Origin of the sequence: Rhizobium sp. SSA_523 (genome assembly GCF_030435705.1) — a bacterium.
Classification (GTDB): Bacteria; Pseudomonadota; Alphaproteobacteria; order Rhizobiales; family Rhizobiaceae; genus Neorhizobium.
The window spans coordinates 3,021,011-3,045,298 of sequence record NZ_CP129382.1 but is presented as its reverse complement, the minus strand read 5'-3'; the positions used below and the strand labels follow the sequence as shown (position 1 = coordinate 3,045,298).

Sequence of the window (24,288 nt, the reverse complement as noted above, 5' to 3'; positions counted from 1 at the left end):
TTCACCACCTATAGGAGGCTGTTGCCATGATCGTCCGGCCGGTGCCGTAGAAGCACTGGTTGGCAGAAGCGCAAGCGGCGACGTATTTCTTGTCGAGAAGGTTCGTTGCGTTGATGGCCAGTTCGAAGCCCTTGTATTGCGGGTCGAGATTGCCGAAGTCGTAATGCAAGGACGCATCGAGGAGGATGTAGGACGGTACTTTCATGGCATCGGTATTCGCTGCATCGCCATGAGTCGAGCCCATGTAGCGTGCGCCCAGTCCGAAACCGAGGCCAGACAGGCCGCCCGTATCGACGGTATAGTCGGCCCAAAGGCTCGCCATGTGAGTAGGCACACCCGTGGGAGTTTTATCGAGCGTGGTGGTGACGTTGCTCCTCGTCACCTTCACATCTGCATAGGTATAGGCGGCGCTCAGGTTGAAATCGTCCGTGATGGCGAATTTCGCACCGAGTTCGACGCCGCGCGAGCGAACTTCGCCGGTCTGCGTCTGGCAGGTTGGCGAGCTGCAGCCGGTCAGCGCAGTATTCGTGCTCGTGTGCCGCAGATCCGTCGTCAACACATTCTCCTGCGTCAGGTCGTAGAGTGCGACCGTGAACAACCCGTCGAGGTTCGTTGGCTGGTATTTGACGCCGATTTCATATTGCTGGCTGGTCGTCGGCTTGAAGGCTGCTCCACCATAGCCAGTTCCCCTCATCGGGTCGAATGATGTAGCGTAGCTCGCATAAGGCGCGATCCCATTGTCGAAGTCGTACAGGAGGCCAGCCTTCCAGGTGAAGGCGCGATCTCTGGTGTCAGATCCGGACAACGCGCCTGTGGCAAGATTGACGGTCCGATTGTCGATCGACGACCAGTCATGACGGCCTGCAAGAACAAAGGCCCAATTGTCTAGCTTCATCTGGTCCTGAACATAGAGGCCGGTCTGATGTTGCACCTGATCCTGGCGTCCCGTCAGCCTGATGTTTGGAGCACCTTCATAGACCGGGTTGCGGTAGTTGATATAGGTGACCGCGCCATTGCCATAGGTCGACGTGGCGTCGAGCTGCTGATAATCGAGGCCGATCAAAAGCGTATGCTCGAGCTTGCCGGTCTCGAAATCCGTCTCTGCCTGATTGTCGATCGCCAGCGCATTGAAGCGTTCGATATAATGCGTCGACTGCCGGCCAAGGCACAGAGAGGCGATGCCACCGCAACTCGCAGCCGACGCCCAGGCACTGCCGCCGCCGGGTACCGAGTAGGCCTTGAACTCGCTGCTGCTATGCATGAAACGCAGGTTTTGCCGGAACGTCCAGGCATCGGTCAGGTGATGTTCGAACTCATATCCGATCGTGGCTTGCGTACGGGAAAAAGGATCGTAGTTCGGGTTGCCGCTGAAGAAATCGTAAGGGATCTGGCCGTTCGGATTTGATTGTAGGGTGCCCAGCGCCGGCAACCAGTTGGTGAGGGCGGCGTTCGGATCGCGGGTATAACTCGCCTTGGCCGTCAGCGTCGTGTCGGCATCCGGGGTCCACGTCACGGATGGTGCGATCGCCACGCGCTGGCTGCTTGAATGGTCGAAGCCGAGATCGTAAAGGCGGCCGACACCGGTCAGTCGATAGAGAACCTGGCTCTCGCCATCAATGGGACCGGTGAAGTCGAAGCCGGCTTCGGCACGGCCGTGATTGCCAAATCGGGTGAAAACCTCGTGAGAAGCCTCCTCTTCCGGCTTCTTGCTGACCAGATTAACGAGGCCACCGGGATTGCCGGAACCGTAAAGCACGGAAGCCGGTCCACGCATGATCTCGATGCGGTCGATCAGATAAGGGTCGATCGAAGGTACGTTGAAATTAATGCCCGCCGGCAGCCTGAGCCCATCCCAGTAATGGACGTAATTGGCATTGGGGCCAAAGCCGCCGAAGCCACGGATGAAGACGCTGTCGAAACGGTCGCCCGGTCTGGAACCGGTCGTCACACCGGGCTCATAGCGCAATGCCGATGAAACGCTGGTTGCGCCCTGCTTCCCGAACTGCGCGCCTGTGACAACAGAGACCGATTGTGGCGATTCGGCAATAGGTGTGCTGGTCTTGGTACCGGCACGGGCGGTCTTGGCGATCTGCCCCGTGGAGGAAGGACCGTCGGCCGTAATCATGATTTTTTGCAGAACTATCCCATTTTGATCACCGGCCCGAGCGGTCGCCGTCACGAGGAACAGGCTGGCTGAGCCCGTCACCAATCCTGCAAAAACATGTCTGAGATACATCGGTTTCCCTAACATTGAACGCTAATCTGGTTATCTGCGCTGACGTGATCGAAAGAGGTTGGATTAAAACATGATGGATGAAGTCATGTTTTTTGTTATACGTTTTTACAGGTGAAAGACCATGGTGAACTTGTTTGCGGAACGGCCATTTTCGTTTGCGCAAGAACGCCGGTCGGGAACATGTGACGGGATGACAGCCGATGACCTCTACTATCAAGGCGCACGATTTCTTCAGTCAGATGCAGAAGGAAAATAAGGCTTTCCGCCTCGTCAAGTCGAATATTGGTGCGGATGAAACGGTTTTATGCGGTACGTTCAGCAGAACGACGATCCGAGACGGGCTGACAATCCACTATTCCGACGTCACCAGTGTTTGCGATCTTGACACTGAAGCCGAGTCTGCGCCGCATCTCGGGATCAAACTGTTCTTCCAGGGGGGCGTGAGCGCCAGAATCGGCGACCAAGCCATTCCTATGCCTTGTCGAACAGAACACCCCGCCCGCTGGATCCCATCGGCCACACTGTTTCACCAGCAGGAAACCGAGCTGTTTCGCCATCGTGCTTCCATTGGCGATCGCATAAGCAAGCTCAAGATCAAGATCCTTCCTGAATGGCTGGAATCGGGCGATGTCTTTGGAGATGCCAGAGCTCAGGGACTGAAGCTCTTCACGTCAGCCCGGCTTGCGGCGCTAACGTGGAAACCAAGCGAAACGCTTGTATCACTGGCCACCCAAGTCGTGAGACCACCTGATTGCGAGCCGTACCTCGCGCGTCTTTACGTGGAAAGTCGGGTGATCAGCATTATTGCGGAGGCCTTTTCCCTCCTTACGGCCAAACCCGTCGTTCCCGAACGCAGCGCGACGCTAAGCGTCGTCGAATGTAAGCGGCTCCGTCGGGCGGAGGCTCTGCTGAAAGACAGCCCCACGCCACCCTCTGTTGAAGCGCTGGCAATCGAAGTTGGCGTCAGTGTCAATACGCTGCAACGGCTGTTCCATGCGGCCCATCACACCACGGTGTTCCACTACATCAGGAAGCTCAAGATGGAGCAGGCAAGGAAAGCTTTGGAAGACGGCGAGCTCACAATCGCTCAAGCCGCCTATATGGCTGGTTATGCCAGTCCGGCAAACTTCGCGACCGCGTTCAAAAGGATGTATGCCTTGTCACCCAGGCAAGCGCGCCTGCGCGGCTGACAGAACCACAACGGAGCCGGATCTTCTCACACCTCGTCCCCGACTTAGCCGGGTCCCTGCCAGACATGATCAGCCCCGCCGGCATCAGCGGGCGGGGCTCACGCGTTCACGGAAACACGTATGCGGTCGAGTGTCTCACTCGGGGCTCGGCCCACCCGCAGGCGGCTTTGACCTCTAATGCGGCCGGGTCGGCGATTCGGCACCGGTGGTGCGGTACTGCCGCGCCTCTTCCACGACGCGGTCACGGGCAACGTCGTGCACTTCGGAAACGACAGAGGCGACCTTCTGCGTTACGTCGGAGGCCACGCGCTCGGCCTGGTCCATGGCGCCGGAGGCACGCGATGCCGCCTCGCCCTTCACCTGGTCAGCCATATCACCCATCAGTTCGTCTTCCCGATCGGTGCGCGGCAGGGCAGCGCCGATCGCCGCACCAAGGGCAAAGGCAAGCGCCCCGCCGATCAGCGGCTGATCCTGGAACTGCCGCACCAGGCCGTCATTCATGCGCAGGGTCTGATCGCGCATGGAGGCGCCCATGGCCATCGATCCCCTGCCCGCACTGCGGCCGGCTTCCTTGATATTGCGGCCCATCTTGTTCGCCGAATGGCCAAGGCTTGCCCAGGTGTCGGAGAGCCAGCCGGATGCATCGTCGAACAATTTTCCGGTTTCATCGCGAATATCCTGAACCCGACGTCCGGTGGAATCGACAAAACCGCGATAGGTCTTGCCGGCTTCGTCCCGGTAATGTCCGGCGCGACGGCCCGTCTCATCGGTCACCGCATGGAAGCGGCTGCCGGCCGCATCCTTGAAGTGGCTGATGCGTCCACTGCCATCCTGCTGCACGGGCCCGACCCGCTGAACAGGCGTCGTCACCGTTGCCAGAGGATAGATATCATCATCCTCGGTCGACCGTGCCGTATAGGCAGGTTCCTGGCGATTGCTGCTTGCCATCAACCAGGCAAGGCTGACGCCCATCAGCGCGACCGGGATGGGGTTGGTCTTCATCGAGCCGCCGAGATTGGTCAGGAATTCCGCGCCGCCGCTGCCCTTGGCATAGGCCAGCGCCTCGTCGATCAATTGACCCGGCGACATGCGGTTCTGGATCTCGTCGAGCTTCTGCCCGATGCGCTGGCGGTCCTTTTCGATTGCCCGCTCAATGTCTTCGGGGCGCTCCGATTCCGGATGATATGCCATTAGCTTCTCTCCTTCAGGACCTGCGCGTCACGGCGCAGAGAGGTCGTGGTGCGGTCAAGGCTCAGGTTCTCGCCCTTCAAGGCGGAGAGGCCCCTCGAAATCATGCCCCAGGCGACGAGCGCGATCACCACGCCGACCACGACGGCCGACAGGGATTCCGCGGTATGTTCGGCAAAGCCGCGCGCCACCAGAAAGGCGGCGAGCCCGCTGACCAGGGCGGCAAGCAGCACGCCCACGGCGCCGATCGCGAAGATCACACCGGCGATCAGGGCCTCGACCCCGTGCATGGCCTTTGTCATCTTTTCGGAGACTTCGGCCTTGGCAAGGTGGATTTCCTTGCGGAACAGACCGGAGATATCACCGACAAGGCCTGTGACCAGTTCGGAAAGCGAACGATTATCCTGTGTGTTAGACATTGGAACCTCCGGTCGGACCTACGGGCGTGGCGCTGGGTGCTGGAATGGACGAGGGCGGAAGCGGCCGCGTTCCCTCTTCCTGGCCCCGTTCCTGGCCCTGTTCCTGGCCCCGTTCATACCCCTGGCCATGGGCGCGGGTGTTGCCGGAGGCAGAGCGCGTGGAGGACTGGCGCGAGGCCATGGAAGGCTGGCGGCTGGCCGATGCACCGATGAAACGGCTGGCGACGAGGCCGGCAACCGCGGCAATGCCGAGAAATGCCAGAGGCTGGCGGCGACCGAAATCTTCCGCCATGGCGGCGATCTCGCCCATGCTGCGGCCCTCGATATCGGCTGCGAAGCGCTCGACGCTTTCGCCCATCTGACGCGTCACGCGGCCAAGCTGCGCCTGGTCCTGACCCTCGAGCTCGGAGCCGGCCTTCTTGATGGCAGACCCGAAGCCGGCAACCTGTTCGGCTGCATAGCCCTTCTGGCGTTCTGCCGCCTCTTCGACCTGGTGATAGAGGCCGGAGGCTTCGTCGCGCGCCACCTGACGCATGGACTGGAAGTCTTCCTTCGCCTTCTGGCGGAGCCCGGCATCCGGTCCGCCCTCATGGCCACGGTTTTGCGCGCCATCCTGGCCACGATCGGTGCCCGGCCGACTATCGGCCGCAGAGCTTCTTTCGGTATAGCCGGTGGCTGCACCATCGCGCGTGACGCCCGCATCCGGAGCGGCGGCGCCCTGGCGGGGCTGGGCATCGGGCTTCTGCTGATAGCCCGAATAGGAGGGCGTGGTCTGGCGACCGTCACCCTTGTCGATCTCATTGTCCGTCATGGAACTCTCCCTAGTGGTCGGGTGATCGGAATTGCGTTGCGTTTCGCAGTGATCAGAGGCCGAACGGGAAGAAGGGGCTTATTGTTCCATAAGGGAGAATAGAGCTCGCAAATGGGGCCTAACTCACATCATCATCTTCTGTGTGATCCAGGTTCCGGCGGCGGCCGCCGTTCCGGTCAGCAGGGTGCCCCAGGCCATGTCGACAAGGCTCAGTGTCAGCGGCCAGTCCTTCAGCGTCGACAGGTTCGTCATGTCATAGGTGCCGTAGGCGATGAGCCCGAGAATGGCACCGGCCAGGAAGGCCTGACCCGGCGAGCCCGACAAGAGATTGGGGTGAACGGCAAAATAGACGATACCGGCGACATAGAGGAGATAGAAAATCCCGGCCGCACCGAGGTTCGGCCGCTCGCGCATCAGCTCTCCCAGCTGGCTCTTGTAGAAGGAGGTTGCGAGCTTGCCCAACCAGAGAAAATCGAGGCCGAAAAACACTGCGGCCGTCGCAAGATAGGCCACCGCAAGGACCAACATCGGCCGCTCCATCGTCAGATTTTCAGGATCGGCTGGATCAGTCGAACGATCCAGCTGGTGAATTTCAAGGGAGCCTCGGTGACGGCAAGACAGATGCAGTCTTCGCCTTGCGTCGCCGTCGGCGTATGCAGGAGGCTGCCATCGGCCTCCTCGAGGTCGCCACGCGCGAAGATCTCGTCTCCGTCCCGGAAACTGCCCGCCAGCACCAGGGTCAGCTCGCGCCCCACATGCGTGTGTTCCGGAACCGGCTTGCCGGCGGGGATCCGCAGGAGGCGCACCTGTGTGGCGGGATCACCGGTTTCGATCCGGATCTGATAGGCGCCGCGGCCCAGAGCGCGCCATTTCAACTGCGAAGCATCGCCGCCGAGATAGGATCGCAGGGGCTCGGGAATGACGGGAACGGGATCGCTCGCTGCCGGTGCCGTTCTCGGTGCCGTCTTCGGCGCCGTCAAGACCGCGGATGTCCCATGGGTCCCATCCGGAGCGGCCGCAATCCTCGCCTTCATCTTCTCCCAATCCGAAGATGTGACGGCGCGGTCGGTCACCAGCTTGTCGAACAGGGCGCCGGCCGCACCTTCCATGGCGGACAGCCGGCGGCGGCAGGAGGGGCACAGCGCGAGATGGGTCGCAACTGCAAGACTCCAGCCTTCCGACAAGTGTCCGGATGCGTAATCCATCAGAAGTTCGTCGCTGATGTGGTGCTGAATGCTCATCGCTTCCCCTCCAGCGTCGTCCGCAACTTGTCGAATGCGAGCCGGATTCGTGATTTTACGGTTCCCAGGGGAAGCCCCATGTCTTCGGCAATGGCCGAATGGGAGGCTTCGTCGAAAAATGCGCGTTTCAAAACGTCCAATTGCTCCGCAGGTAGGGTTTCCATGGCCTCGCGAAGAAGGTCGGCCTCCTGCTGCGCCTCCAGTTGAAGGTCGGCGGCGGGGGCATCGTCCTGGACGAAGGCCGGGTCGGATTCATCAAAAACCGGCCGTTTCCGCCGGAAGGCGTCGATGCGAAGATTGCGGGCTATGGTGAAGATCCAGGCCGACGCCTGTCCCCTCTCCGGATCGAACTGCACCGCTTTGTTCCACACGGCGGCCATCGTCTCCTGCATCAGTTCTTCCGCCATCTGCATGTCGCGCGTCTTCATCGCCATGAAGGCCCGCACCCGCGGCCCATAATGGCGAAACAAGGTTTCGAAGGCCTCGATATCGCGCCGGCGGCCAACCCTTGCGAGAAGATCGGCGCATTCCGCCGGGGAAAGTTCCGTGACCGTTTTTGACTTGCCTGTCTGTTTCATCCTGACGCCATGATGCGGGGTCGAAAGCACGCGGTTCAGGCGTGCTTTTTTACCGTTTTGGCATGTCAGGGCCGGGATGGAAACAGTCAAGCTCATGTCCGCCGCTACGCCCTGCGGTTTCGGCTGGATCAGTCTCAGAAAAGAATTATCGTGCAAATCCGTTTGAGACAGTCTGCCGTAAAGCAGAAGGACTCCAACAACGGACACGCCCTATGGTTCCAAATCATTCTTCCCGTCGTCGGATCGCCGTGATCGGCTCGGGCATCAGCGGCCTGTCTGCAGCCTGGCTGACGGCCAAGACGCATGACGTCGTGCTGTATGAAAGCGAGGCACGGTTGGGAGGCCATTCCAATACGGACGTGGTGGCGACCGCATATGGAAATGTGCCGGTGGATACCGGCTTCATCGTCTTCAATGACAAGAACTATCCCAATCTTGTGGCCCTGTTCGAGCATCTGGGCGTCAGGACGCAAGCCTCCGACATGTCCTTTTCAGCGTCGATCGACGATGGCGCCTTCGAATATTCCGGCACCGGGCTGAAGGGCCTGTTGGGCCAGCGCAGCAATGCGGCCCGCCCGAGATTCTGGCGCATGCTGTCCGACGTGCTGCGCTTCTATCGCAGCGCCGAGGACCTGTTGAAAAGGGGCGATCTGGAAGGCGTGACGTTGGGCGAGTTTCTTGACCGGGAGCGATATTCGCCGGCCTTCATCGACGATCACCTGCTGCCCATGGGTGCCGCCATCTGGTCCATGACGACAGCCGACATGCGGTCCTATCCCTTGCACGCCTTCCTGCGCTTCTTCGTCCATCACGGGCTGATCCTGCTGTCGGGCCGGCCGCAATGGCGCACGGTGAGTGGTGGGAGCCGCGAATATGTCGCGAAACTGGCCGGTGCCTTTCCTGGCGAGATCCGTCTCGGCTGCAAGGTGGAGAGGATCGTCAGGAACGGCAGCCAGGGCGTTACCGTGATCGACAGCCAGGGCGAAAGGGACCAGTTCGACGAGGTCGTCCTCGCCACCCATGCCGACCAGGCGCTGCGGCTTCTGGCCGAAAGTGCCGATCCGCGCGAGCGCGATGTTCTCGGCCGCTTCCGCTATACGGAGAATATCGCGGTTCTGCATGAGGACAGGCGACTGATGCCGAAGCGCACATCCGTCTGGTCGAGCTGGAATTATATCGCCGGCAGGCGGCAGGACCGGGCGGCTCCGCTCTGCGTCACCTATTGGATGAACCGGCTGCAGAACCTCGATCCGCGGCACCCGCTGTTCGTGACGCTCAATCCCTGCCGCGACATTGCCGACGGCACGATACACGCCACCTATCGCTACACGCATCCGCTTTACGATCTTCCGGCCATGGCCGCCCAGCGTCAGCTTTGGGAATTGCAGGGTCGAAGACATGTCTGGTTCTGCGGCGCCCATTTCGGCAGCGGCTTTCACGAGGATGGCCTGCAAGCGGGCCTGGCCGTGGCCGAAGCCATTTCCGGTCTCAACCGGCCTTGGCAGGTGGCCGAGCCTTCCGGGCGCATCTACACCTCTCCTTTGCTCACCGCGGCGGAATGATGATGCGCTCCGCACTCTACCGCGGCAGCGTGGTGCATCACCGGCACCGGCCGAAGGTGCACAGGCTGACCTATCGCGTCTTCTCGCTGCTCCTGGATCTCGATGAGCTCGAAACGCTCGACAAGAGCCTTCGCCTGTTCGGCTTCAACCGAACGGCCATCTTCAGCTTCTGGGAGAAGGACCACGGCAGGGGCGAGAAAGAGGGGCTTCGCCACTGGGTGGAGGAGCATCTCGAAGCGGCGGGCCTTCCGGCGGCCGGCGTGACGATCAAGATCCTCTGCTATCCCCGGATCTTCGGCTATGTCTTCAACCCGCTGACGATCTACTTCTGCGAGGACGAGAGGGGAAAGATGCTGGCCCTGCTCTACGAGGTCTGCAACACGTTCAACGAACGCCATACCTATGTCATTCCCGCCACGGGCCTCGATGGCTCGTCGGTCCGCCATTCCTGCGCGAAGGCAATGTATGTATCGCCCTTCATGCCGATGGACTGCATTTACGATTTCGATATTTCGCCGCCGTCCGAGCGGGTGACAATCGCGATCAGCGAGCGGGACGATGAAGGAAAGCTCCTCTTTGCCAGCTTTTCCGGCCGACGGTTCGCCTTGTCGGACGCCATGCTGGCCCGCGCGCTGCTTGCCTATCCGCTGATGACATTGAAGGTCATGGCTGGAATTCATTGGGAGGCATTGCGTCTGTTTCTCAAGGGTGTGCCGGTTCATCGTCATTACCCTGCGGCAAGACGCGTCAGCAGTTCCCAGGAACGACCTGTTTTGAGTGGAGGACAGCATCAATGACGCATGCCGACCATGGCAACCCGATGCTCTTTGCGGAACGCGCACCCTTCTGGGAACGCTTGATCTGCCGCATGCTGGCCCATACCCGTCACGGACGCCTGACCATCATCTTCCCCAGCGGGCGCGAGCATCATTTCGGCGAAGACAAGCAGGGGCCTAAGGCTTCGATCCATGTCATCCGGCCCCGCGCCCTGCGCCGGATCCTCTCGGGCGGCGGGCTTGGCTTTGCCCGCTCCTATATGGACGGCGACTGGACGACGCCCGACCTTTCCCAGGTTCTGGATCTCGCCATCGGGAACGAAAAGGACTGGGCACCGCTTGCGCGCCCGCTGGCTCTGGTGGCACGGCTTGCGCATTTGCGGCACCGCCTGCGGCGCAATTCGAAATCCGGCAGCCGCCGCAATATCGCCTTCCACTATGATCTCGGCAATTCGTTCTATCGTTTGTGGCTCGACCGAAGCATGACTTATTCCGCGGCCATCTACGCCGATCCACAGGCAAGCCTGGAGGAGGCGCAGCGCGAGAAGAACGCCCGGATCATCCGCGAGCTCGCAATCGGTCCGGACGATCACGTGCTGGAAATCGGCTGCGGCTGGGGTGGCTTCATGGAGCAGGCCATCCGCGAGACGGGCTGCCGCGTGACCGGCCTGACGCTTTCGAAGGAACAAGCGGCCTTTGCAAAGCAGCGCCTGGCGGATGCCGGTTGCGGCGCTCGCGCGGAGATCCGCCTGGAGGACTATCGCGACTGCCGTGGGCGCTTCAGCAAGATCGTGTCGATCGAGATGTTCGAAGCTGTCGGCGAGGAGCACTGGTCGATCTATTTTGACCAGGTGCGGCGGCTCCTGATACCCTCGGGACAGGCCATGATCCAGGTCATCACGATCGATGAAAGCCGCTTCGACCATTATCGGCGGCACGCGGATTTCATCCAGACCTACATCTTCCCCGGCGGAATGCTGCCTACCCTTTCCGGTTTCGATACGCTCGCCAGATCGGCGGGCTTGAGCGTCAGCGACTGTTTCCGCTTCGGACGCGATTACGAACGCACCCTCTTGGATTGGGACAGGCGTTTCCGCTCAGCCTGGTCGGCCATTGCGCCAATGGGCTTCGATCCGCGCTTCCTGCGCATGTGGCATTATTACCTGCACTATTGCGCTGCCGGGTTCCGGACCGGGCGGATCGATGTCGCGCAGTTCCGGCTGCACACCGCGGCGCAATAGAAGAAGGCTTGTGAGACAAGAGGCGGGTGGCCGGACCTGCCTGCCCCTTTTCCCGCCTTCTCTCCTGGCTTCCCCTTGGCTTCCCTTTGGCCTCCCTTTGGCCTCCCCTTGGCTTCCCCCTGCCTTCCGTCTTGCGTCTCGGCTCAGGAGGACCTGAGCATCTTGCGGGTGATGCGGAACAGGAGCGCGTAAGGCAGAGACGCCAGAAGCTTGATGGACAGCGCCATTTTCCAGGGGAAGATGATCTCGAAGCGGTCGCTCTTCAGGCCCTCCACCACTCTGTCGGCGGCGGCCTCGGCCGAGATCAGGAACGGCATGGGAAAATCGTTTTTCTTGGTCAGGGGCGTATCGACGAAGCCCGGATTGACGACCTGCACTATCACGCCCTCTGCTTCCAGTTCGGGCCGGAGCGACTGGCAGAGCGTATTGAGCGCAGCCTTGCTGGCTCCGTAGAACCCGCCCCCCGGAAGGCCGACGAGCCCGGCAACCGAGGCGATGACCGCGATCCTGCCGCGGCGCCTTGTGATCATGTCCGCCATCACGGCTTCCAGGCAATGGGCGGTCCCCAGCACGTTGAGATTGATGGTGGCGGCAAGATCCTCGCTGTCGAACCGTCGAACGCTGTCGCGCTTGTAGGTGCCCGCCGAGAAGATGGCGAGATCGATCGCGCCATGGGCCGCACGGATTGCCTCCGCCGTCTGCCTTGCCGCAGCGCGATCGGTGACATCCAGCGGATAGCCGAAGATCTGACCCGGATAGGCTGCGGCGAGCGCCTCCAGTTTGTCCTGGCTGCGTGCGCTGACGGCGATCCGCCACCCGTCCCGGGCAAGCCTGCGGGCGGTGGCTTCGCCGATTCCGGAGCTGGCGCCGGTGATCCAGGCCAGTCTGCCGCCGTTCGTTTCGGGTGTGTTCGTCGTGCGCATTGTCGCCTCCATTCGGGTGATACTACGCCATTGCGGCGGATTGGTTCTCTTCATCCCGAAGAGGAGGGCACGGCGCCCACTGGCTGCCTTGTGAGCCTGCAGGGCATGCTTGCCGGCTGACACAGGACATGCGAAAGCCTGTCGAACGTTTTCCATCGCGCTTGCTGATACAGGCCGCTTATTCGTCGCAGACCACGAGACTTCTCATGCCCCAGAAAATCATAATCGACACAGATCCCGGCCAGGACGACGCGCTGGCTATCCTGCTTGCCCTGGCGAGCCCCGAACTCGACGTGCTGGGCATTACGGCAGCCGCAGGCAATGTGCCGGTGACCCTCACCTCCCGCAACATCCGCAAGATCTGCGAGCTCGCCGGCCGGCCGGATGTGAAGGTGTATGCCGGCTGCGAAGGGCCGATGGAGGGCAGCCTCTTCACCGCCGAATATGTTCACGGCGCGACAGGCATGGACGGGGCCGACCTGCCGGAGCCGACCATGCCGCTGCAGGAACAGCCGGCCGTCGATTTCATCATCGAAACCCTGATGGCGCATGATGCTTCGAGCGTGACCATCTGCACGCTCGGACCGCTGACCAATCTTGCCACCGCTCTCACACGAGAGCCGGCCCTTGCCGGGCGGATTAAGCAGATCGTGCTGATGGGCGGCGGCCTGTTCGAAGGCGGCAATGTGACGCCGGCGGCCGAGTTCAATATTTTCGTCGATCCGAAGGCTGCCAGGATCGTTTTTGCCTGTGGCGCACCGATCGTCATGATGCCGCTCGATGTCACGCACCAGACGCTGACCACGGCCAGCCGTGTCGCCGCCATCAAGGCGCTGAACACGCCGCTCGCGGACGCCGTGGTCGGGTGGCTGGAATTCTTCGAGCGTTTCGACGAGCAGAAATACGGCACCGATGGCGGCCCTCTGCACGACCCCAACGTCATCGCCTATCTCATCCGGCCGGACCTGTATGAGGGTCGACTGTGCAATGTCGAGATCGAGACGGAGTCAAGCCTCACCAAGGGCATGACGGTGGCGGACTGGTGGGGTGTCACTGACCGGCCGAAGAATGCGACCTTCATGCGCTCGGTCGATGCCGACGGGTTCTACGCCTTGCTGACCGAGCGGCTTGCCAAGCTGCCGGCGTGACGGGACCGGCGGCGGCTTCGACGGATTCCACTCCGTGACTGCCCGGCCGTCGCCTGCACCCTGATCAGCCGCGGGCTCTCAGGCCGGCATAGGCCACTGCCATACGGGCCGCGAGGGCGGCATTGTTCTTCACCAGAGCAATATTGGCTTCCAGGCTCTTCCCCTTCGACAGTTCGTTGATGCGTCCGAGCAGGAAGGGCGTCAGGTCCTTGCGGCCAATGCCGCGGGCATCGGCCTCGCGCACGGCATCCGCAATCGTGTTGTCGATGAACGAAGGCTGCAGCGCCGCTGCTTCCGGGATCGGGTTTGCGATCAGAAGGCCGGTCCCGGTGCCCAGCTGGTGGTGCAGATGCATGGCTTTTGCAATATCTTCCGGCGTGTCCAGCCGGTGATCCGCCTTGAATCCGCTGCTGCGGGTGAAGAAGGCCGGGAAATCGTCGCTGCCATAGGCAATCACCGGCACGCGCTGGGTTTCCAGATATTCGAGCGTCTTGGCAATATCGAGAATGGATTTCACGCCGGCGCAGACCACCGCCGTGCGGGTGCGTCCGAGTTCCGTCAGATCGGCGGAGATATCGAAGGTCTGTTCGGCGCCACGATGGACGCCGCCGACACCGCCTGTGGCAAAGATATCGATGCCGGCCAGATCGGCCAGAAGCATGGTCGCAGAAACGGTGGTTCCGGCCGATTGGCCGCGGACCATGGCGACGGCGAGGTCGCGTCCGGACGCCTTCACGACGTCTTTCGCCTGGGCCAGCATTTCCAGCTCATCCCGCTCGAGGCCGACGCGCAAGGCGCCATTGATGACGGCGATGGTTGCAGGGACCGCGCCATTGTCCCGCACCACGGTTTCAACGCCGAGCGCCGTTTCCAGATTGGCGGGATAGGGCATCCCATGGGTAATGATGGTCGATTCCAGCGCCACGACGGGACCGCCGGCGGCGAGCGCATCCGCGACCTCGCGGCTCAGTTGGGGTTTCAGCAGGCTCATTGTCATCCCTTTCATTCGGCATGGCTTCATTGGCATAAGTTAGGTTGGCGTGATCTCGTCGGACCGCAGCTCACCGCTCTGCGCGTCATGTTCGCCCTTTGCATCAGGTGCCTCAGCCGCCTCATCCGCCAGGCGATGCCGGTGGGCGTCGAGAAAGGCCGAAGAGAGCTCCGCATGCACGCTTTTGTCCGTCTCCGTGGTCAAGGCCCCCGCCAGCGTTCCCATCCGGGCGGCCTCGACGGTTTCGTCGCCCGCCAGCAGCCGGTAGAGAGTTGCGGCGATCATCGCATCTCCAGCGCCCGTCATATCGACCGGCCGGGCTTTGACCGCCGGGACATGCACAAGACGCTCCCCTGTGGCGATGGCCATGCCGTGAGCGCCCATGCTGACCACCGCCTCGCGGACTCCAAGCCCGGTGAGGGCGCGGGCGGCCTCGAGTGGTGCCTGCACGCGTTCATGGCCGTGCCTGGCAAGCAGCGCATTGGCTTCATCGAGGTTCATGAAGACAAGGTCGACTCCCGCCAGATCCTGCGGCAGGCGCACCACTTTCGGGGCAGAGACCGCATCGATGACCAGACGGAACCTCGCATCCCGACGACGGCGGACGAGATGATGCAGCGTTTCGGCAGGAAGATTGCAATCGGCAAAGACCAAAGCGGCCGAAGCCAGGTGTGACCAGGCGCGATCGATATGGGCCGGCTGGAACAGATCGAAAATCGCCATATCCGCAAGGCCGAGAACCAGATCTCCCGAAGGATCGAGGACAGCGGCATATTCCGCGGTCGGCCGCTCGGCGGTCAGGATCACCTGGCCGGTATCAATGCCACGCCCCCGCAGATGCGCAAGGATCGCCTGCCCCGCCTCATCCTCTCCGAGGATGGAGACGAAGCCGACAGAGGCGCCGAGGAGAGACAGGTTTTCGGCGACATTGCGGGCCACCCCACCATGGCTGCGGGCGCCATCGACCGGATTGGAGGTCTCCGGGACGATGGCCTGACGGGCACGGTATTTGCGGTCGAACACGGCGCCGCCGATGCACATCACCCGCGATGTCGAAGGAAGGAGATAGCCGCGGCCAAGGATATGGCCCTTGTTGATGAGTTGGACAATGTGGGCCGCAATGGTGGAGCGGGCCAGCCCCAGCTGATCGGCAATCTCCTGCTGACCCGCAAAGGGATTGGCCTTGATGATGGTCAAGACTGCCTGTTCCTGTGATCCCAGATCGCCCATCTCGTCTCCGCACTGCTTTCGTCACCGCTACAAACTTTTGTTTATCTCGTCAACTAGTGTTTTACAGATGTGGATCGCAACATGCCAGCTTGCTCGCCCGTCGCATGGTCTCTGTCGCCCCTTGCTTACATTTTGTTGCAAACGCTCACGCAAGGTGACCACTTTTGCGGAACGAAACGCGGCGCAATGCTGTTGAAGGGCCATCAGTTTTGAAGAAGAGGAGACTACCAATGGTCAAGACCTTTCTGATTTCGGCGGCAGCTGTCGCCGCTCTGTTTGCCACCTCGGCTTCGGCACAGGACGGCACCGTCAACGGTGCTGCCGGCGGTGCCATTACCGGCGCGATTGTCGGCGGTCCGGTCGGCGCAGCGGTGGGCGGCATTGCCGGCGCGGCACTCGGCACGGCCATCGATCCGCCGCCGCAGGAAGTCGTCACCTATGTGCGCGAGCAGCCGGCCCCGCAGCCGGTCGTCCTTGAGCGTCAGGTCGTTGTGGGTGAGCCCATCCCGCAGACTGTTGTTCTGACGCCGGTGCCGCAGCATCAGAACTATGCCTATGCCGTGGTGAACGAACAGCGGGTTATCGTCGATCCGCAGACCCATAAGGTCATCCAGGTCCTCGACTGAGGCATTCGCGCGCAAAATCGGGAGCGACTGCCGGTCGTCCCGATGAAGTAGCAACAGCAAAAGACCCTACAGCAAAAGACCCTGGTGCGACGAACGCGCCAGGGTCTTTTGCCAATGAACGGCAGAGCGACAGGACGAGCCTTGCGACGCATTTCCAGCCTCTTGATCAAAGGCAGAGCCATGACGACGCCAGAGCCAGGCCAGGATCAGAGCACCCAGGATAAGAGTATTCGAGATCAGAGCACCCGAGATCAGACAAGCACCGGCTGTTCCACCCGGTCTTCCTGTCCGAAGAAGCGGAGATAGCGCTGAACCTCCTGAGGATCACCGGTCGCCTTGCGCGGATTGTCCGATAGCTTCACGGCCGGCCGGCCATTGGCTTCGCTGACCTTGCAGACGATCGAGATGGGCTTCAGCCCGTCGATTTCGCTCGGCGCGCATCCGGCAAAGTCATTGGTCAGATTGGTGCCCCAGCCGAAGCTCATGCGCACCCGCCCCTCGAAATGCCGATAGGTATCGATAATGGCATCGACGTCCAGGCCGTCCGAGAAGATCAGCAGCTTCTGCTTGGGATCGCGGCCCATTTTCTGCCACCAGGCAATGATCTTTTCGCCGCCTTCGATCGGCGGAGCGCTGTCCGGCCGAAAGCCTGTCCAGTCCGCCACCCATTCCGGCGCATTGCGCAGAAAGCTTGCGGTGCCGAAAGCATCCGGCAGGACGATCAGGAGATTGCCGCCGTAAAGCCGGTTCCAGTCCTTGAGCACCTTGTAGGGTGCAGCGCGCAGTTCCTCGTCGGTTTCGGCGAGCGCCGCAACCACCATCGGCAGTTCATGGGCATTGGTGCCCACGGCTTCCAGATCGGAATCCATGGCGAGAAGAACATTGCTGGTGCCGGTGAAGGCGGGGCCGATGCCTTCTTTGAGGGCTTCCACGCACCATCTCTGCCAGAGGAAGCTATGGCGCCTCCGGGTGCCGAAATCGGAGATGCGCAGACCCGGCAGAGTATGAAGGCGCTCGACCTTTTCCCACATCCGCGCCTTGGCGCGGGCATAGAGAACATCCAAAGTGAAGGGGCCGAGCGATTTCATCGCGGCGCGGGATCTGAGTTCGTTGATGATTGCGAGCGCCGGAATTTCCCACATCGTGGTATCCGTCCAGCGGCCGTGGAAGGTCAGTTCATATTGGCCGTCGCGCTTCGACAATTCGTAGTCCGGCAGACGGTAATGGGCAAGCCAGGCCAGGAATTCAGGCTCGAAGATCTGCGAACGGCCGTAAAAACTATTGCCGGCCAGCCAGATCAATTCTTTCTTGGATAATTTGAGTGAGCGTGCGTGGTCCAGCTGGCTGCGCAGCTCGCCTTCATCAATCTCATCGGCGAGGCGGACGCTGGTGGTGCGATTGATCAGCGAGAAGGTGACATCAGTCTGCGGATAGAGCTTCCAGATCATCTGGAGCATCAGCAGCTTGTAAAAGTCCGTATCGATCAGGCTGCGAACGATGGGATCAAGCTTCCAAGCGTGGTTATACACGCGTCGGGCGATATCGGTCTTTGCTGCCATGTCTGCCTTTGCCTTGCCCCGAAGCGGGGAAGACCCCTTCCCTTGACCAAGAAGGTTTCAGCCAGAAAACCTCCGCGGGTGTTATCGAAAAAACCCGCGGCAAAGTCCAGAGACACAAGCATCAAATCGATTGATGGCCGCTTGCCCTGCTATCGATCCCGTCAGGGATTGCTCGTCGGCGCGGCATTGGGATTGACGGGCGTGGTATCGCCGGCCGGCGGGGTCGCGGTCTGCTCCGCCGGCGGCTCATTCGTCTGCGCCCACCATTCCACGCCGCCCCAGGCCAGCATGGCCAGCACGAGGCCGATGGCAAGAACCATGAAGACGGGCGTGCCGCGTCGACCCTGGCGGGCTTCTGTGGCGCTCATCGGCGTTTCCGTCGGCGTCGGTCCGGCGGCCGGATGGATAGGCGTCCCCGGCACGCCGGGACCTAGGAGCCGTCCGGCACCCGCGGTGTTGCCGGGCCTGTTCTGTACCCTGTCTTGCGTATGATCTTGCTCGGTCATGACTGCCTCCTCCTTGCGGGCGCGGACACGCCGCAAAACCCGGTTTTGCAGAGGCAACGGTGATGAAAGCGGTTTGTTCCCTGGCTCTACTGGCTGACGGCAGCGATATCGACGGCTTTCAGATCGAAGGCGGCCGCCATCAGGGCGCGGGTGTAATCGCTCTTCGGATTGGAGAAGATCTCCGCCGATAATCCTTCCTCCATGACCTTGCCGGATCGCATCACGATGACATGGGTGGCCAGAGCCCGCACCACTTTCAGATCATGGCTGATGAAGAGATAAGCGAGATCATGTTTCTTCTGCAGATCGCGCAGCAGATCCACCACTTGCGCCTGCACCGTCATGTCGAGGGCAGACGTGGGCTCGTCCAGCATGACGAAGCGCGGTTTCAGCACCATGGCACGGGCAATCGCTATCCTTTGCCGCTGCCCGCCGGAAAACTCGTGCGGATAGCGCCAGCGCGTCGACGGATCGAGCCCCACCTCCTCAAGAGAAGCGGCAACCGCCGCGTCCCTCGCCTGCGCCGTCAGCTGCGGCTCGTGAACCTTCAATCCCTCCTCGATGATCTCTCCCACCGACATGCGCGGGCTGAGCGATCCGTAGGGATCCTGAAACACCACTTGCAGCCGCTCCCGCAATGGTCGCATCTGCTTGAAGGAATAGTTGGCGATGTCGCTGCCGATGAAACTGATGCGCCCTTGCGAGGAGATCAGCCGGGCCAAAGCAAGGCCGAGCGTCGTCTTTCCCGAGCCTGATTCGCCGACGACGCCGACCGTTTCGCCTGCCCGCAGCGTCACGTCTATGCCGTCCACCGCCTTTACGTGATCCACGACCCGCCGAAGGAAGCCGGCCTTCACCGGGAACCAGACCTTGATTTCCCGCCCTTCCATGACGACCGGCCGCGATGGATCGGCGGCAGGCGGCTCGCCCCTTGGTTCCGAGGAAAGAAGATGGCGCGTGTACGCATGCTGCGGATCAGTGAATACCGTTTCCACCGGGCCGCTTTCGACGATCTTTCCCTTCGTCATCACGCAGACGCGATCGGCGAAGCGGCGCACAATGCCGAGATCATGCGTGATGAACAGGATCGACATCCCGTATTCGCGCTGCAGCCTCTTCAACAGTTCGAGGATCTGCGCCTGCACGGTCACGTCGAGCGCCGTTGTGGGTTCGTCGGCAATCAGCAGCTTCGGGCGGTTGGCCAGCGCCATGGCGATCATCACGCGCTGACGCTGCCCGCCGGACAATTCGTGCGGATAGGCCTTCAGGCGCTTCTCGGCCTCCCGAATTCCGACCTGCCGCAAAAGATCGAGCGTTCGCACACGCGCCGCCTCCGGCGCCATGGCCTGGTGCAGCTCCAGGATCTCGCCCAATTGCTGCTCGATCGTGTGCAGCGGGTTCAGCGAGGTCATCGGCTCCTGGAAGATCATCGTGATGTCGTTGCCGCGCACCGCGCGCAGCTCCTTCTCCGATACCCGCATCAGATCGCGGCCTTCGAAGAGCACGCTGCCCGTTGGATGGCTGGCGGACGGATAGGGCAGAAGCTGCAGGACGGAGTTTGCCGTGACCGACTTGCCGGAGCCGCTTTCGCCCACCAGCGCCAGCACCTCACCGGGCGCGATGTCGAAGGAGACGCGATCCACGGCCAGGCTCTCGCTTCCCCCCTGGTGGAAGGCGACGGAGAGATCTTGAACCGAAAGGAGGGGTTGTGACATCGGGTTCATCGGAAGGTTTTCCGTGGATCGAAGGCATCGCGCACGGCCTCGCCGACGAAGATCAGCAATGACAGCATGACCGACATGGCAAAGAAGGCGGTGAGCCCCAGCCACGGCGCCTGGAGATTGTTCTTGCCCTGCGCGATCATCTCACCGAGCGACGGCGAACCGGGCGGCATGCCGAAGCCGAGAAAATCGAGCGAAGTCAGCGTGGCGATCGAGCCGGACAAAATGAAGGGCAGGAATGTCAACGTGGCAACCATGGCATTCGGCAGGAGATGCCGGAACATGATCGTCCAGTCTCCGACGCCCAGCGCCCGCGCGGCGCGAACATATTCGAAATTGCGTGCGCGCAGGAACTCGGCCCGCACCACGCCGACAAAGCCGACCCATTGGAACAGCAGCATGACGCCGAGCAGCACGAAAAAGCCGGGCGGCAGAATGGCTGCAATGATCAGCAGAATGTAGAGGGAAGGCATGGACGACCAGATCTCGATGAAGCGCTGCATCAAGAGATCTGTCCAGCCGCCGAAAAATCCCTGGATCGCCCCGGCTGTCACACCGATCAGAGCCGAGAGAATGGTCAAGGCCAGGCCGAACAGGACAGAGATCCGGAAACCATAGATCAGCCGGGCCATGACATCCCGCGCCTGGTCATCCGTCCCCAGCCAGTTGAGATTCCCGAAATTGCACTTGGGATCGTCTGCCCCTTGCGGATAGGCGCTGCAGCGCTCCTGCGCATCCATCAGCCAGAAGGGTGGCGTGGGCGCCGAATGGGGGATCTCGGAATTCACCGTCTGGTAGGAATAGTGGATCGGCGGCCAGACCATCCAGCCATTGGCCTTGATCTCTTCCTGGATGAAGTCGGAGCGGAAATCCGTGGTGGCCAGAAAGCCGCCGAATTTTTCTTCCGGATAATTCACCACGACGGGAAACAGGAGCTCGCCCTTATAGGAAACGAGGATCGGGCGGTCATTGGCAATGAGTTCGGCGCCGAGCGACAGAACAAAGAGGATCATGAAGATCCAGAACGACCAGTAGCCCCGCTTGTTGGCGCAGAAATTCTGCCAGCGGCGGCGATTGGTGGGCGACAGCCATGGCCGACGGGATGCCGGCGGCTGCGCGGTGAGGGACGGCGAGGCAGCGGACATCAGACCTCCCTCTTTTCGAAATCGATGCGCGGGTCGATCCAGGTGTAGATGAGGTCGGAGACAAGGCCAACCACGAGGCCGAGCAGCGAGAAGATGTACAAGGTGCCGAACACGATCGGATAATCACGGTTGATCACCGCCAGATAGCCGAGGCGTCCCAGGCCATCGAGCGAGAAGATATTCTCGATCAGAAGCGAGCCGGTGAAAAAGGCCGAAATGAAGGAGGCCGGGAAGCCCGCAATGACGATCAGCATGGCATTGCGGAACACGTGCCCGTAAAGCACCCGTCGCTCGGACAAGCCCTTGGCCCGGGCGGTCACCACATATTGCTTCTTGATCTCGTCGATAAAGGAATTCTTCGTCAGAAGTGTCGTTGTGGCAAAGGCCGACAGCGACAATGCGATCAGCGGAAGCGTCAGGTGCCAGAAATAGTCGAGGATCTTCTGCCACCATGGCAGGGTGGCCCAATTATCCGACACGAGACCGCGCAAGGGAAACCAGTCGAAGAAGGAACCGCCGGCAAACAGCACGATCAGCAATATGCCGAACAGGAAGCTTGGCACCGCATAGCCGATGATGATGATGCCCGATGTCCAGACATCGAAGCTCGATCCGTCGCGCACCGCCTTGCGGATGCCGAGCGGAATGGAGATGGCATAGGAGACGATCATGATCCACACGCCGAGCGAGATCGAAACCGGCAGCTTGTCGATGATCAGGTCGATCACCGGCGTGTCGCGAAAGAAGCTCTGGCCGAAATCGAAACGGATATAATTCCCCATCATCTCCAGGAAGCGGGTCAGCGGCGGCTTGTCGAAGCCGAACTGCTTTTCCAGCCGCGCGACGAGTTCCGGATCGAGCCCCTGGGCGCCGCGATAGCGGGTATCGTCGCCGCCGCCCTGCTGGAAATCCGAACCGCCGGACAGGCGGTCACCTGAATCCGAGCCCTGGATCTGGGCAATGACCTGCTCCACCGGACCGCCGGGAGCGAATTGGACGACAAGGAAGGAAATGCCCATAATGCCGACGATCGTCGGAATCATCAGGAGCAGGCGACGCAGGATATAGGCTCCCATCAGGCCTTGCCCATTCGGCAGTTAGACCTGCTCTTGTCTCTCGGCATCACGACACGCGCCCCTTCGATCATCGTCAACGGCAGAATCACTCGGCACAGTTTGGCCTGTGCGGAGGGCGAAAAACAAGAACTTACTGGCCGTTCTTTGACCACCAGATATCGGGAAAGCCGATCCCGTATTCCGGGAGCCGGTCCGGATGGGCAAGTTTGTTCCAATAGGCGATCTTCGCCTCTCCGGCATAAAACATCGGGATAACAAAGTGATTGGCGAGCAGCACCCGGTCGAGGGCATGGACGGCCGCCACCTGTTCCTCGCGATTGGGCGCAAACGTGATCATCTTGATGAGTTCGTCGATGGCGGGGTCGGCAATTCCGGCGTAATTGCGCGATCCGGTCTGACCGGCCGACTGCGAGCCCCAGTAATTGGCCTGTTCATTGCCGGGATTCATGGTCTGCGCCCAGACCGCCCAGATCATGTCATAGTCGAAGCTGCGCAACCGGTTGACATATTGCGAGGAGTCGACGGTGCGAATGCGGGCATCGATGCCGATCTTCTTGAGGCTGGCAACGTAAGGCAGCACGGAACGCTCTTGCGAGGGACTGTTCAGCAGGATTTCGAAACTCATCGGCTGGCCGGTCTTCGTGTTGACCAGGCGGGTGCCCTTCAGCTCCCAGCCGGCCTGCTTGAACAGGCCGATGGCCTGGCGCAGGTTGTCGCGCACCTTCTGCGGATCGCCGCCGACCGGGTTGCTGTAGGGCTCGGTGAAGACGCTGTCCGGCACCCTGCCCTTCAATCCTTGCAAAATCTCCAGCTCGCGCCCCTTCGGCAGGCCGGAGGAGGCAAGCTCGGTTCCCCAGAAGAAGCTGTCGACCCGCTTCAGTCCGCCATAGGCGAGGTTCTTGTTCAGATCCTCAAAGTCGAAGGCGTAGTTGAGGGCCTGGCGGACCCGCGGATCCTTGAACGTGTCGCGGCGGAGATTGGGCACATAGGCCTGCATGATGCCCGTCGCGCGGAAGGGATTGCGCAGTGCCTCGCGGAGGATGCGGCCATCCTTGACCGCGTCGAAATCATAGCGCGTTGCCCAGCGGCTGGAACTGTTTTCCTGATTGTAATCGATGTTACCGGCCCGGAAAGCCTCGAACTCGACATCGGCATCGGTGAAATAGGTGTAGCTGATCGACTTGAAATTGTTGCGACCGATATTGATCGGAAGATCCTTGCCCCAATAATCCTCGCGCAACTCGTAGCGTATGGTGGCGCCGGGCTGCAGGCCGGCCATCCGGTAAGGGCCCGAGCCCATCAGCGGCTCCAGCGTCGTCTTGGCAATGTCGCGGGCATTGCCGGCGCCATCCTTTGCCTGCCACCAGTGTTTCGGCAGGATCGGAAGATCGCCGACGATCGCCGGCAATTCGCGGTTGTTCTTCTCGTCGAAGCGGAAAGTCACCTCCCGCTCGCCGCTCTTCTCGACCGCCGTCACATGGCGATAGTAATTGGCGAGGAAGGTGCTGTTGGCCTTCGCGCTTTCGAAACTAAAGACGATGTCATCCGGAACCACCGGCTGTCCATCCGCCCATTTCGCCTCACCGCGCAGGCGGAATGTGACCGATGACATGTCCTGCGGATAGGTCATGGCTTCCGCCAGCATGCCGTAGGACGTGGCGATCTCATCCTCCGACGCCTTCAGAAGCGTTTCGAAGACAAGGCCGGTGCCGACCACGGGATTGCCGCGATCAATCACCGGGTTGGTGCTGTCGAATGTCCCCTCCTGCGCGAGGCGAAGCTCGCCGGATTTCGGCGCGTCCGGATTGACGTAAGGCAGGCGGGCAAAATCCGGCGGCAAGGCCGGTTCGCCCAGTATGGAAATCGCATGCCGCCACTGCAGGTCCTGCGCCGCGCTGGGGACCGGCGCAAGGCCGATGGCTGCTGCGGCCAGAAGAAGACAGGTCTTGCGGAGCGGCGTCACGTTCATCCAGATTTCCCGTTTTTGCTATTGCTTGCGAAAGCATAGGGTAAAATACGACGAAAAACAGTCTTTGCCCTTCACAAGCGTTTGACAGCAATCGAGGTGGCACGCGTACGTCCTGGCCACGCACTTTCCAGCCAAGCACTTTCCAGCCAAGC

General features: G+C 61.3%; 22 protein-coding genes. 6 read left to right on the top strand and 16 right to left on the bottom strand.

Going from position 1 to position 24,288, the window contains the following annotated elements; genetic code table 11:
• Window position 1: 1 nt before the first annotated feature.
• Entirely contained in the window at window positions 2-2,125 is a 2,124-nt protein-coding gene (locus tag QTJ18_RS22695) for a TonB-dependent siderophore receptor (protein WP_252753563.1), read from the bottom strand.
• A gap of 311 nt (window positions 2,126-2,436) precedes the next feature.
• Here QTJ18_RS22695 and QTJ18_RS22690 point away from each other — a divergent pair, with 311 nt between their 5' ends.
• The gene (locus QTJ18_RS22690; RefSeq protein ID WP_252753564.1) at window positions 2,437-3,426 is read left to right on the top strand and encodes a helix-turn-helix transcriptional regulator; all 990 of its coding nucleotides are present in this window, start codon (window positions 2,437-2,439) and stop codon (window positions 3,424-3,426) included.
• 174 nt (window positions 3,427-3,600) lie between these two features.
• Here QTJ18_RS22690 and QTJ18_RS22685 read toward each other — a convergent pair whose 3' ends face one another.
• From QTJ18_RS22685 to QTJ18_RS22660, 6 genes are all read right to left on the bottom strand, one after another.
• On the bottom strand, window positions 3,601-4,617 hold the full coding sequence (locus QTJ18_RS22685; protein ID WP_252753565.1) for a DUF3618 domain-containing protein: 1,017 nt from the start codon (window positions 4,615-4,617) through the stop codon (window positions 3,601-3,603).
• Window positions 4,617-5,033, bottom strand: a complete 417-nt coding sequence (locus QTJ18_RS22680) for a phage holin family protein (protein WP_252753566.1) — start codon at window positions 5,031-5,033, stop codon at window positions 4,617-4,619. The genes QTJ18_RS22685 and QTJ18_RS22680 overlap by 1 nt, the downstream gene beginning before the upstream one ends.
• The gene (locus QTJ18_RS22675; protein ID WP_252753567.1) at window positions 5,026-5,844 is read right to left on the bottom strand and encodes a nutrient deprivation-induced protein; all 819 of its coding nucleotides are present in this window, start codon (window positions 5,842-5,844) and stop codon (window positions 5,026-5,028) included. Before QTJ18_RS22675 ends, QTJ18_RS22680 begins: the two co-directional genes overlap by 8 nt.
• A 123-nt stretch (window positions 5,845-5,967) precedes the next feature.
• Window positions 5,968-6,372, bottom strand: coding sequence for a DUF2177 family protein (locus tag QTJ18_RS22670; protein ID WP_252753568.1), 405 nt, complete (start codon window positions 6,370-6,372; stop codon window positions 5,968-5,970).
• A 14-nt stretch (window positions 6,373-6,386) separates the two neighbouring features.
• Window positions 6,387-7,085: a ChrR family anti-sigma-E factor gene (locus QTJ18_RS22665; protein ID WP_252753569.1), complete on the bottom strand. Its 699-nt coding sequence runs from the start codon at window positions 7,083-7,085 to the stop codon at window positions 6,387-6,389.
• Window positions 7,082-7,513, bottom strand: coding sequence for a sigma-70 family RNA polymerase sigma factor (locus tag QTJ18_RS22660; protein WP_367318035.1), 432 nt, complete (start codon window positions 7,511-7,513; stop codon window positions 7,082-7,084). Before QTJ18_RS22660 ends, QTJ18_RS22665 begins: the two co-directional genes overlap by 4 nt.
• Window positions 7,514-7,875: 362 nt before the next feature.
• Between QTJ18_RS22660 and QTJ18_RS22655 the strand changes: the two genes are divergently transcribed.
• From QTJ18_RS22655 to QTJ18_RS22645, 3 genes are read left to right on the top strand one after another with little or no spacing between them, the layout of a single operon-like run.
• The gene (locus QTJ18_RS22655; protein WP_252753571.1) at window positions 7,876-9,225 is read left to right on the top strand and encodes an NAD(P)/FAD-dependent oxidoreductase; all 1,350 of its coding nucleotides are present in this window, start codon (window positions 7,876-7,878) and stop codon (window positions 9,223-9,225) included.
• A complete protein-coding gene (locus QTJ18_RS22650; RefSeq protein WP_252753572.1) occupies window positions 9,222-10,022 on the top strand; it encodes a DUF1365 domain-containing protein in 801 nt (266 codons plus the stop codon). The genes QTJ18_RS22655 and QTJ18_RS22650 overlap by 4 nt, the downstream gene beginning before the upstream one ends.
• Window positions 10,019-11,242: an SAM-dependent methyltransferase gene (locus tag QTJ18_RS22645; protein WP_252753573.1), complete on the top strand. Its 1,224-nt coding sequence runs from the start codon at window positions 10,019-10,021 to the stop codon at window positions 11,240-11,242. Before QTJ18_RS22650 ends, QTJ18_RS22645 begins: the two co-directional genes overlap by 4 nt.
• 143 nt (window positions 11,243-11,385) lie before the next feature.
• On the opposite strand, the gene QTJ18_RS22640 is transcribed toward QTJ18_RS22645, so the two are convergent.
• Complete coding sequence (locus QTJ18_RS22640; RefSeq protein ID WP_252753574.1) at window positions 11,386-12,165, bottom strand: SDR family NAD(P)-dependent oxidoreductase; 780 nt, start codon at window positions 12,163-12,165, stop codon at window positions 11,386-11,388.
• A 206-nt stretch (window positions 12,166-12,371) separates the two neighbouring features.
• Between QTJ18_RS22640 and QTJ18_RS22635 the strand changes: the two genes are divergently transcribed.
• Window positions 12,372-13,313, top strand: coding sequence for a nucleoside hydrolase (locus tag QTJ18_RS22635; RefSeq protein ID WP_252753575.1), 942 nt, complete (start codon window positions 12,372-12,374; stop codon window positions 13,311-13,313).
• A 64-nt stretch (window positions 13,314-13,377) separates the two neighbouring features.
• Here the strand turns inward: QTJ18_RS22635 and QTJ18_RS22630 are convergent, their stop codons facing one another.
• Window positions 13,378-14,304 (bottom strand): pseudouridine-5'-phosphate glycosidase, encoded by a 927-nt coding sequence (locus QTJ18_RS22630; RefSeq protein WP_252753576.1) that lies wholly within the window; start codon window positions 14,302-14,304, stop codon window positions 13,378-13,380.
• A gap of 39 nt (window positions 14,305-14,343) precedes the next feature.
• Window positions 14,344-15,501, bottom strand: a complete 1,158-nt coding sequence (locus tag QTJ18_RS22625) for a carbohydrate kinase (RefSeq protein WP_252753577.1) — start codon at window positions 15,499-15,501, stop codon at window positions 14,344-14,346.
• Between the two features lie 263 nt (window positions 15,502-15,764).
• Between QTJ18_RS22625 and QTJ18_RS22620 the strand changes: the two genes are divergently transcribed.
• Window positions 15,765-16,160, top strand: coding sequence for a DUF1236 domain-containing protein (locus QTJ18_RS22620; protein WP_252753578.1), 396 nt, complete (start codon window positions 15,765-15,767; stop codon window positions 16,158-16,160).
• Window positions 16,161-16,411: 251 nt separating this feature from the next.
• On the opposite strand, the gene pncB is transcribed toward QTJ18_RS22620, so the two are convergent.
• The 6 genes from pncB to QTJ18_RS22590 form a co-directional block, all read right to left on the bottom strand.
• Window positions 16,412-17,719, bottom strand: coding sequence for a nicotinate phosphoribosyltransferase (gene pncB / locus QTJ18_RS22615; protein WP_252753579.1), 1,308 nt, complete (start codon window positions 17,717-17,719; stop codon window positions 16,412-16,414).
• A gap of 161 nt (window positions 17,720-17,880) precedes the next feature.
• Window positions 17,881-18,225, bottom strand: coding sequence for a flagellar basal body-associated FliL family protein (locus tag QTJ18_RS22610; protein ID WP_252753580.1), 345 nt, complete (start codon window positions 18,223-18,225; stop codon window positions 17,881-17,883).
• A gap of 86 nt (window positions 18,226-18,311) precedes the next feature.
• A complete protein-coding gene (locus tag QTJ18_RS22605) occupies window positions 18,312-19,940 on the bottom strand; it encodes an ABC transporter ATP-binding protein (RefSeq protein WP_252753581.1) in 1,629 nt (542 codons plus the stop codon).
• Window positions 19,941-19,945: 5 nt separating this feature from the next.
• Window positions 19,946-21,091, bottom strand: coding sequence for an ABC transporter permease (locus QTJ18_RS22600; protein WP_252753582.1), 1,146 nt, complete (start codon window positions 21,089-21,091; stop codon window positions 19,946-19,948).
• Window positions 21,091-22,167, bottom strand: a complete 1,077-nt coding sequence (locus QTJ18_RS22595) for a microcin C ABC transporter permease YejB (protein WP_252753583.1) — start codon at window positions 22,165-22,167, stop codon at window positions 21,091-21,093. Before QTJ18_RS22595 ends, QTJ18_RS22600 begins: the two co-directional genes overlap by 1 nt.
• Before the next feature lie 130 nt (window positions 22,168-22,297).
• Window positions 22,298-24,136, bottom strand: a complete 1,839-nt coding sequence (locus QTJ18_RS22590) for an extracellular solute-binding protein (RefSeq protein ID WP_252753584.1) — start codon at window positions 24,134-24,136, stop codon at window positions 22,298-22,300.
• Window positions 24,137-24,288: the final 152 nt, after the last annotated feature.